Below are 9,857 nucleotides of genomic sequence, written 5' to 3'. Positions count from 1 at the left end.
TTAATACAATTGGTATTACAAGAAAACAATGTTGATAAAAGGCGTTTTTAAATAAACAAAAACGGCGCTATTAAGCGCCGTTTTATTAAACCTGCCTGTTAAAAAAGTCTATCCATTAAAAAGCATGCTCTCCAATCATTGGTGCGGTTTGGTTGCTACTAAACAAGCTCGCATGTAGCCGCAATGCATGGTTATCGGTTAAACTAGAAATATAATCGGCAATCACTCGTTGTTGACGTGATACATCACCTTCATGAAATTTCCATAGGGCTTTGGCTCTTTCTGGTAAAAAACGTAATGGGCCAGATTCAAAGGCTTCAAATAATTCCATCACAATTTGTTGCCCTCGGTATTCTAAAATTTGCAGGTCTGGGCTATGAATGACATAGGTTAAGACAAATTTCTTCAATATCTCTAGGGTTTTAAACATAGCCGTATCTAAATAAGCATTATAAGCCAGTAGTGGCTCTTTAAAGTGTTTATCTACGCGCTGAATAGTAATAGAGGTGATCAGGGCATTCACTAATGAGCCTATCGCATCTTTGCGTTTAAAGTGTTGCGATGAAAATAGGTTATCGGTGAACTCCTGTAATTTATCATGCAGGCAAAAGTTTTCAATGGCGGCTAATTGCGGCACTACTTTTTCTTGCCACAGCGCTTTGTTGATAATCCCCATGGCAATGGCATCTTCAAGGTCGTGCACCCCATAGGCAATATCATCAGCAATTTCCATGATGGAACAATCAAAGGATTTATATTTTGTTTTTAAGTGTTGCTTGGTCGGTGCATCGGCATCAGGCGTTCGGGTGCTGGCAAACAAGTTGCGATCACTTTCACACAGCGTTGATAGCACTGCATCGAGCAAATGTCGGTCATGGTCATAGATACCTTTTGCTGGTGTCCACTCTTCGGTTTTAAGTTGGCGGAAGTTACGTTGGTTGTCAGCAGGATAGGGCACACTCAGTTCGCTTAAACAAAGTGGGTACTTAAGTACTCCTAAAAGACTCCGCCGAGTTAGGTTCATACCGTTGTGCTCAGTGTATTGCTCTAATTGTGTGAGTATTCTAAAGGTTTGTGCATTCCCCTCAAAACCACCATGTTTGACCATCATGTAATTAAGCGCTGTTTCTCCGCCGTGACCAAAGGGCGGGTGACCAATATCGTGACTAAGGCAAATCGTTTCTATTAGGTTATAGCCAGAAAGAAGTTTACGAAATTCCGGTTGAATTAATTTTAAGTTGGCCACAATCCCGGAGCCAATTTGCGCCACTTCTAATGAATGAGTTAAACGGGTGCGGTAAAAATCACTTAATCCATTGTTATGAATTTGTGTTTTAGATTGTAGTCGTCGAAACGCAGCTGAATGTAAGACACGTGCTTTATCACGTTGAAATGCACTACGTTGGTCGAGGCGTCGATTTTTGTTCGGCTCTGCCGTTAAACGTTCTAGCCAAATATCAGATACAGAAAGCGAAGGCTGATTTTGCTGTAAGTTTAAGTCTGTGTCGTTAGCTTCCTGTAGGTTGTTCACTGTTACTGTGTTTGTCTCTAAAGTCATATATTCACCATAGTGTTGCTAATCACATAAAAAGTGTAACGCGTTTCTATAATGAAAAGTATAGGTAAATTGCTGAAAAATAAAATTTTAAAGAGAATTATTTGATAAATCTTAAGTCAGAGTTTAGTCATTTTGGTAAACAAACAGGTGAATTGGGCGAGGTTGATGATCTTAAGGGTAGGCACTTTACCCGCATAATAAAAAGTCACAGGTAAAGTTTTTATTTGTTTTATATCAAGTATTTAACTTGATTTTTATGAACGAAGACGTGGTTAGTTTCTAACGCCTTCTAATACGATATCTAAATCGACATAGCTTGATGCACCAACGACCTTAATACCGTAATCAGCCACTTGTAAACGGGTTGTTCCTTCAAACCCTGCGCGGTAACCACCCCAAGGATCTTTACCTTCACCGATGAATTTAGCATCAATAACCGCTGGTTTGGTCACTCCGTGTAAGGTCATATCACCAGCAATCGACAGTGTACCATCGGCATTTTTTGTCACTTTAGTACTAACAAACTTAGCCGTTGAGTATTTACTGGCGTCAATAAAGTCATCACTTCTAAGGTGTTTATCACGCTCTGCATGGTTTGAATCCAAGCTTTCCGTATTGACGTTGACTGTTACTTTTGATGCTTCAATATTGTCTGCATCGTAACTGAATGTACCGTCAAATTCGTTGAAACGACCTTGAATAAAGCTGTAACCTAAGTGGCTTACTTTAAAGCTAACAAAAGCATGTGCACCTTTAGTATCAACTGTATAGTCAGCAGCCATTGCACTTAGCGGGAACGCCATTGCGGCTGTTAATGCTGAAGCCATCATTAATTTTTTCATGATATTTCCTTATTGAGTTAAATTTAAAGCATTTTCTTTAGGGTGTTATCTTTATTAATAAAATGGTGCTTCAATGCAGCTAGGGCATGTAAGCTCGCTAATCCAATTAAGGTATAAGCGACGTATTCATGTACTAATCCTGCATAATCAGCTTGGTCTTCTATAAAAGAGCCTAATCCAGGTACTTCAAACCAATCAAAGACATCAATGCCTCGACCATCGGCTGTTGAAATTAAATAACCGGATAAAAACATAGTAAATAACAAAATATAAATCAGTATATGCGCTGCGCTGGCTGCTTTTTTTTCAAATGCTGAGCCTTCCATTGCTGGTGCGGTTGAGAGTAATTTCCATATTAAACGAGCTGTGGTAAATGCCACAAAACAAAGACCCACGGATTTGTGCCAATGTGGCGCTGTTTTGTACCATTCACTGTAATAGCTTAAATCTACCATCCAATAACCAGCAGCAAATAAGCCAATCACAATGATCGCTGAAATCCAGTGAAAAAAACGGCTTAAGCCATGATACTTTGTTATTAACGTCGCCATATTACACCTCACTTTACCTGTTAAGGGAATTGAACCTCTTCACCTGACTCCAACCATGTTGGATATTTTTTCATGCACTTGGCAAATAAGTCACTGGCCATTAATGTCTCTAACCATTGTTTAACTTGCTCATAACCTGCTTGGTCAAACCAAGCCCTATCAACACTGGCAAATTGACGAATAAACGGAAAAATAGCCATATCTGCTAAACTAATACGATCTGAAAACAAGTAGGGATGTTCATTTAGACGTGATTCTAATAGAAAAATAAACTCTTCTGCTTGTTGACGGTAATAATCTAGTGTGTGTTCAGGATGGCGATCTGCATATTTATACCTATCTAACCAATGTTTAAATTCGTAATCGTTAATATCGATCAGTTCTAACATCTCTTCAATAGAAGGAGATAACCACTGTTCAGGATCGTTTTCTGACAAAGCCCACACCATTATTTCTAAACTTTCATCAAGTACTATATCAGGTGTCGCTTGTTGTGCTAATTGTAATACTGGAATGGTTTTATTAGGTGAAATAGCTAATAGTTCAGCTGGTTTATGTTTTAATACAATTTCTCTGAGTCGTACTGATTGTTCGCTAATTGCAAGTGCCAACCTTGCTCGCATTGCGTAAGGGCAACGTCTAAAAGAATATAAAATAGGCTGCATAACAATTTCCAATGTGAATAATAATTAATTGTTTCATTCTCCATCATAAGGGCAGGTTAAATTTTTGTAAAAGGGTGTTTATGTTATTTGCATCGCTTTTTTGTGTTTTTTATGAAAAAGACAAGTAAAAACTAAGCGACTATAGGACGCCGCTCAGCAAAAGACTTATGCTCAGTGGTCTTTTTCAAGTGCATGTTTTTTCTCGTGTCTTGCCTGTTGGATAATTTGTTTTGACGAACTCAAAAACAGAGTCGCTAAGAAGGCGGCTACAATCAGGTCGGGTAATGCACTGTCCGTAACCCATACGCCTGAAGCAGCTAGTAACACCACTAAGTTACCAATAGCATCATTACGGCTGCACAACCATACTGAGCGCACGTTAGCGTCACCATCTTTGTATTTCATTAACAGCAACACACTTAATACATTGGCGGCAAAAGCTAAAATAGCAATACTACTCATGATGCCAGCGTCAGGCGTGACAGTAAACCAAAGCTTATAGAATGTTGAAGCTAATACATAGATAGCCATCAGTAACAAGCTAACGCCTTTTAACATAGCTATATTACTACGCAGGGTGAGGGATTTTCCAATGGCCCATAAACTAATGCCGTAGGTTAGACTATCACCTAAAAAGTCTAATGCATCGGCCTGTAGTGCCTGTGAATTAGATTTAACCCCAGCGAGCATCTCCACTAAAAACATGATAGCGTTGATTAAAATGACTGCGATTAAGATGCGTTTATAAGCAGGGTCAATCCCAGTAAAGTCAGATTCATGATGACAACATCCAGCCATAACTTGTACCTCTTTGATTAATTAATTAGGGTCTACTAAAATAGTCTACAAGCTCTAGTCACTAGAGGTTCAAGTTTTATTTTGCACAAAAAGGGGGTATATCATGATTTATTCAATTGGTGAGCTGAGTAAAATGACACAATGTAAAATACCAACAATCCGTTATTACGAAGGCATTGGGGTATTACAAAAAGCGATGCGAAGTACGGGCAATCAACGTCAATACTCACAGGCACATTGTGACCGATTACACTTAATCTGCCATAGCCGTGCTTTAGGGTTTAGTCTTGAAGAGATCAAACAGTTGATTGAACTGCAGGGAGGTCAATTTAATAGCGGCCAGAAATCTCACGATATAGTACAGAGCCATTTAACGGATATACGAAATAAGATAACCCAATTAAAAAAATTAGAACGGGAACTGTTAACAATCGTTGAACAATGTCATCAATCTCAAACTTCTGATTGTCTTTGTGTGTCTGCACTTAAGTAATATGAAAGTGGCTGAGGTCGGCCATGGTAATAGCCTTGTTGTAAGTGATAACCTAAAGCATTTAACAGCTCTGCTTGCTGTTTAGTCTCAATACCTTCAATTAAATTATTCATGGAAAGGTCTTTTACTAAACGTTGGATACACTTAAGGGTTAAGGTGTTGTTGGTGTTGTCGAGAAAGGATTTGTCCACTTTTACTGTGGTCGCTGGGATCGTATGTAGGTAAGCCAAAGAAGAATAGCCTGTTCCAAAGTCATCGATACTCACGTTAATATGTTGGTTAGTCAGGGCGTTAATTGGACTATTTTCATGGTTTACATCGGTTAATAATACACTTTCCGTTAACTCAATAATCAAGTCCTGCGGTTGTAATTCATGTTTACTGAGTAGGTATAAAGTTGTCTCTACTAAATTGGGGTTTACTAAGTGTAAACCAGATAAGTTTACCGCCATGGTGATGTCGTCATTGAGTAACTGCTTAAAGGTTACTAAATCATGCAAAGCTTGGTCTAGCACCCAATTTTCAATCTCACATATTAAACCAATTTCTTCGGCGATACGAATCGCTTCCTCTGGTGAAACATAGCCTAACTCCTGGTTATACCATCTTAACAAAGCTTCAAAAGAGACTATCTCTCCAGTAGAGTAATTAATTACCGGTTGGTAATGTAAACACAGTTCATTATTGCTTAAGGCAAAAGATAATTTCTGAGCCAGTACACTTAAGCGTTTCTGCGCATTCTCCATTCCAACTTGGTATTGCACCCACTGTTTTTTACCGAGTTTTTTCGCGTGATACATAGCAGCATCGGCATAGGCAACGATCTGCTCATAATGTTGTGCATCACTGGGGAATTCTGCAATTCCAATACTGGCAGATAGCAGTAAATCTCGGCCTAAAAAGCTTTGGTAAGGTTCGCTTAAGGCATCAATGATTGCTTGGCAGCGCAAGGTCGTGGAGATATCACTTTGTGTTCCTCCATTTTCAATAATAAAAATGAATTCATCTCCCCCGAAACGGCACAGCGTGTCACCATCTTGTATTTGCGCTTTGAGTCGTTTACTAACCTTTAATAATATATCGTCCCCCTGTAAGTGGCCCAAAGAATCATTAACCATTTTAAAGCCGTCCAAATCGATATACAGCAGAGTGAATGGTGTATTATTTTCAAACATAGGCGTTAATTTTTCCACTAAACCGCGCCTATTGATTAAATTGGTTAAAGGGTCTGCCCAAGCTTGTTGTCGTAAGTTTTGTTCTATTACTTTAATTTTATGAATATCATATTGACTAAGTAAAATATGTGATGAGTTATCTTGGTTATTAATGCGGTTGGCAATCACCCTAAACCAAACCTCACCGTGGCAGGTATCCATTAGAATATCTGACTCAAAGGTTGCACCTTGATTGACAGTTTGTATTAAATTAATGGCATCTTGAGGGTGGCAAAAGAGCGCTTTTAAATGGCTTGTACTACTGTGAAAATTTTTCGAAAAAGGTGGGTTTGCACTGAGCAATTCCCCGTCTAAATCATATAAAGAGAGAATAGTCGCGCTTTTAAATTGCATGTTGGTATTTGGTAAAGTTGGCGTTGCTTCTACTAGCATTGCTAGTCGCCCATCCTCTAGCTGAATACCAGAGAATTGACATAAAGCTTCTACCTCTTTTCCTTTTGGTGAGAAGGTCCAATTCTCTTGTAGTACTTTATTTTCTTTGAAGGCGGCTCGGTATTGTTCTATGGTTTCCCGTACTGCATCTGATTGGCCTGTTTTGAGGTTACGTTGTGATAAGTCCTCAATACTCGGACTATCCCATAACATGAGTGCCGCTGGATTGGCCCATGTGATTGCAAAAGCATCAATATCATAAATCCAAATTGCCGTATGTAATTGGTTAATGTCTACCTTCATAACAATCCATTTCAATGTTCAATCATTCTTATTTACTGCTCAAAAGTCATTGGCAGTGATTTTTTGTTATTAATTGTACTACATTGTGAGTATTATTTTTGTGCTTTCATGATTTTGGCATCAAAGTATGATCGGTATAGAAAATTAATGAAAGAACCAATTATGCTGTTTTATAATATCTTATTGATATCTAGACATTAAATATTAATTGTTTAAATAATCATCTAAATGGCGTTAATGACTAATAGACAATTAAATATTTGCTAAGCCTTTGTGAACGATATAGATTTAAAGCTCCCCATAACTTAATGAGAATAATAATGAAAAAACCACAACGTGAAATAACACTTCGATTTTTAGCTGAAACACAGGATGTCAATTTTGGTGGGAAGGTACACGGTGGCGCAGTAATGAAATGGATTGACCTTGCTGCTTATGCTTGTGCTGCGGGTTGGAGTGGCCGTTATTGTGTGACAGCCTATGCTGGTGGGATTCGCTTTGTTGCGCCGATCCATGTTGGCAGTTTAGTGGAAGTAAAAGCAAAAGTTGTCTATACGGGTAAAACCTCAATGCATATAGCTTTAGAAGTGAATGCTTGTGACCCTAAATCTCTTAACAAACGCACCACAACACATTGCATCGTGATCATGGTCGCTGTTGACCAAAATGGTCAATCTGAATTAGTTCCACAATGGGTGCCAGAAAGCGAAGAAGATATTAAACAACATGAAACCGCGGTTAAGTTGATGGAAATGCGTAAAAAAATTGGTGAAGAGATGGAAATATATGTGGATTAATTCCGGTCTGTTCATTATCAAAGAGTAATAAGATGAATAGATAACCTAGGCGGTCAGAATGAAACTAGTGTATAGCCATGATAATCACTTTATTGTAGGTAATATAAAAAACCTTATTGAAGCGCAAGGGATCCAAGTCTTCATGAAAAACGAGTTTACACAGGGGGCAATGGGGGAGACATCCGCTATAGATAGTTGGCCTGAAATTTGGGTTTTTGACGATAGTGATCATCAACAAGCATTGGCAATCGCTACAAAAGCTCAACAGGGGGCTGATTCACCTGATTGGATTTGCTCTGCTTGTAATGAAAGTAATGATGCTTCCTTTGATTTTTGTTGGCAGTGTCAACAGGCTAAATGACTTGTAAATCGATGTTAAAAAAACCTTAAAAGGCCGCTAACTTGCGTATTATTAAAATAGAATGGCAACAAACCATTACTATTCGTCATCAGGTGTTATGGCCTGATAAGCCTCCAGAGTTTTGTGTCGTTGAAGGTGATCAACAGGCATCTCATTTTGCTGTACAGTTAAATGGGCAGTTGATTTGCGTTGCTTCCGTTTATTTCAATGCTGACCAAGCAGCGCGATTAAGGAAATTTGCTACTTTACCTGATTATCAAGGGCAGGGAGTGGGTAGCTTGATGTTGAAGTTTATTGTTAATAAATTAAAAGACACAGGTACCACCTATTTTTGGTTTGATGCAAGAGAATCTGCTGTGGCGTTTTATCAAGGTTTTGGGTTTGAAATAGAAGGGACACTATTTTATAAAAGTGGCGTCGCTTACTATAAAATGGCACGCTATTTATAGATCACATTTCATCTGCTTTTAATAAAGGCAGTTAATTACAAACTGCCTTCGCTCCTGAATTAATCGCTGAAACCTTGATGGATAAATTGCTGTCTTAGCTGAGTAAAGTTATCTTCATTACATTGTAAAAACTGCATCGCAAACTCGTATCCTTGTTCCTTAAACTTATCTAACTTCGCCAGTTCGTACTCATTCATGATCACGTGCATTGCTTCCTGAATCAACTCCGGCTCATCTTCACCAATTAATGTTTCTGGTGGATCAAAGTGTGTCACCATCCAATCTTGTAATTGTTCATTATCGATTTTTTGTTGATGCCAAAGTGTCAATGTATCGATAAGTTGTTTTTTGCTAATAACCGGTTGTGTCATGATTTTTCTCGTGTGATGAACTTAAGCGGGATCATAACTGATAGTGACGGGTATCACCACCCACGCAAATTTGTTCGTTAAATAGAAGTCTAATATTTAAAATTTGCTTTATAAAAGATGGTTTTATGATTTAATAAGCTTGATAAAATATTTCTCAATATAAAATGGCGTCTATTACTTATTTAAGGTTAGGTAAAGGAATAGGGGGAGGGGCGGAAATGACTGGTATTGATAATCGAGAACTGACTCGTTTAAATCATGTCAAGTGTGGTGAAATAGTACATATTCAAGTCATTACGCCTACTAAGCCGATTCGTTTAAAATCACGCTTGATTGGTATTGACCCAAATATGTCTGTGATTTTAGCCTTTGGTAATGATGCTAGTTGGATCAAAGCGCTACCGCACCTTAAAGAAAACAATGATATTATTGTTCGGTTTATGAACAGTGAGCAACAACAAGCTAATGTCACCGCCTTTCGTACTGCCATTCAAAAAATTATGACAATTACTGGGCGTTGGCTAGTATTGGATTACCCAAAAAGTATTGAGACAGTAGGCTTAAGAAAGCATCGTAGAGTGGATGTTAGTATTGAAGCTTCATTGGTTAATGTTGAAAATGAAACCGTATTAGCAAATGGCGTATTAATTGATTTATCCATTAATGGTTGTGCATTTGTTTGCAAAAAAGAAGAAACCCTATCGGAGGGCAGTATCTATCAACTCATGGCCAATCTAGGTGATGGAAGTCCAACAGTCACCCTCTCGGTATCGTTAAAAAGTGTAAAAGAGCTGGGGGTCAATAACGAAGTACAGTACGGGTTAGTTTTTACCACACCAGAGCAGGTTAATTCCGCAGTTCAACAACTGCTTTTGCATCACTTACAAAAATAATCAGTTATTTGGTGTAATACCAATCATAGTAAGTAACTGATCTATTTTACTTGTTAAAACAACTTATTTTTTCGTTGTAAGTTTCGTATAGGGAACAACCATTTACATCAACTTACGCCTCAAACTAAGCCATTTTTCCGGCGCAAAATTTAGATCAGTTATTTAATAC

Annotated in this window: 12 protein-coding genes; 5 read left to right on the top strand and 7 right to left on the bottom strand. The window is 38.2% G+C overall.

The features are described 5' to 3' along the window. Positions 1–115: 115 nt before the first annotated feature. The 5 genes from DS885_RS02510 to DS885_RS02490 form a co-directional block, all read right to left on the bottom strand. Positions 116–1,558: an anti-phage deoxyguanosine triphosphatase gene (locus DS885_RS02510; RefSeq protein ID WP_113817833.1), complete on the bottom strand. Its 1,443-nt coding sequence runs from the start codon at positions 1,556–1,558 to the stop codon at positions 116–118. A gap of 272 nt (positions 1,559–1,830) precedes the next feature. Further along, the gene (locus DS885_RS02505) at positions 1,831–2,400 is read right to left on the bottom strand and encodes a YceI family protein (RefSeq protein ID WP_113817832.1); all 570 of its coding nucleotides are present in this window, start codon (positions 2,398–2,400) and stop codon (positions 1,831–1,833) included. Between the two features lie 23 nt (positions 2,401–2,423). Then, positions 2,424–2,951 carry a cytochrome b gene (locus DS885_RS02500; RefSeq protein ID WP_113817831.1) on the bottom strand — a complete coding sequence of 176 codons (528 nt, stop codon included), beginning with the start codon at positions 2,949–2,951 and terminating at the stop codon, positions 2,424–2,426. Positions 2,952–2,971: 20 nt separating this feature from the next. Continuing rightward, the gene (locus DS885_RS02495) at positions 2,972–3,616 is read right to left on the bottom strand and encodes a glutathione S-transferase (RefSeq protein WP_113817830.1); all 645 of its coding nucleotides are present in this window, start codon (positions 3,614–3,616) and stop codon (positions 2,972–2,974) included. 171 nt (positions 3,617–3,787) lie between these two features. After that, a complete protein-coding gene (locus tag DS885_RS02490; RefSeq protein WP_113817829.1) occupies positions 3,788–4,414 on the bottom strand; it encodes a cation transporter in 627 nt (208 codons plus the stop codon). Between the two features lie 103 nt (positions 4,415–4,517). Here DS885_RS02490 and DS885_RS02485 point away from each other — a divergent pair, with 103 nt between their 5' ends. After that, positions 4,518–4,907: a MerR family transcriptional regulator gene (locus tag DS885_RS02485; RefSeq protein WP_113817828.1), complete on the top strand. Its 390-nt coding sequence runs from the start codon at positions 4,518–4,520 to the stop codon at positions 4,905–4,907. Here DS885_RS02485 and DS885_RS02480 read toward each other — a convergent pair. After that, a complete protein-coding gene (locus tag DS885_RS02480) occupies positions 4,868–6,817 on the bottom strand; it encodes a sensor domain-containing protein (RefSeq protein ID WP_113817827.1) in 1,950 nt (649 codons plus the stop codon). The two genes, DS885_RS02485 and DS885_RS02480, sit on opposite strands and share 40 nt — an antisense overlap. Before the next feature lie 320 nt (positions 6,818–7,137). Between DS885_RS02480 and DS885_RS02475 the strand changes: the two genes are divergently transcribed. Genes DS885_RS02475 through DS885_RS02465 form a run of 3 tightly spaced genes read left to right on the top strand, consistent with a single transcriptional unit; the run spans position 7,138 to position 8,424 of the window. Then, the gene (locus tag DS885_RS02475) at positions 7,138–7,614 is read left to right on the top strand and encodes an acyl-CoA thioesterase (RefSeq protein WP_113817826.1); all 477 of its coding nucleotides are present in this window, start codon (positions 7,138–7,140) and stop codon (positions 7,612–7,614) included. Positions 7,615–7,672: 58 nt separating this feature from the next. Beyond that, positions 7,673–7,975, top strand: coding sequence for a putative signal transducing protein (locus tag DS885_RS02470; RefSeq protein WP_113817825.1), 303 nt, complete (start codon positions 7,673–7,675; stop codon positions 7,973–7,975). A gap of 41 nt (positions 7,976–8,016) precedes the next feature. Further along, on the top strand, positions 8,017–8,424 hold the full coding sequence (locus tag DS885_RS02465; RefSeq protein ID WP_113817824.1) for a GNAT family N-acetyltransferase: 408 nt from the start codon (positions 8,017–8,019) through the stop codon (positions 8,422–8,424). Between the two features lie 59 nt (positions 8,425–8,483). On the opposite strand, the gene DS885_RS02460 is transcribed toward DS885_RS02465, so the two are convergent. Then, positions 8,484–8,795, bottom strand: coding sequence for a hypothetical protein (locus tag DS885_RS02460; RefSeq protein ID WP_113817823.1), 312 nt, complete (start codon positions 8,793–8,795; stop codon positions 8,484–8,486). A 218-nt stretch (positions 8,796–9,013) separates the two neighbouring features. Here DS885_RS02460 and DS885_RS02455 point away from each other — a divergent pair, with 218 nt between their 5' ends. Beyond that, positions 9,014–9,688: a PilZ domain-containing protein gene (locus tag DS885_RS02455; protein ID WP_181817682.1), complete on the top strand. Its 675-nt coding sequence runs from the start codon at positions 9,014–9,016 to the stop codon at positions 9,686–9,688. Positions 9,689–9,857: the final 169 nt, after the last annotated feature.

It is taken from the genome of Psychromonas sp. B3M02 (assembly GCF_003318165.1).
Classification (GTDB): Bacteria; Pseudomonadota; Gammaproteobacteria; order Enterobacterales; family Psychromonadaceae; genus Psychromonas.
Note: the sequence above shows the minus strand (reverse complement) of the source record. Positions and strands in the feature narration are given on the sequence as shown.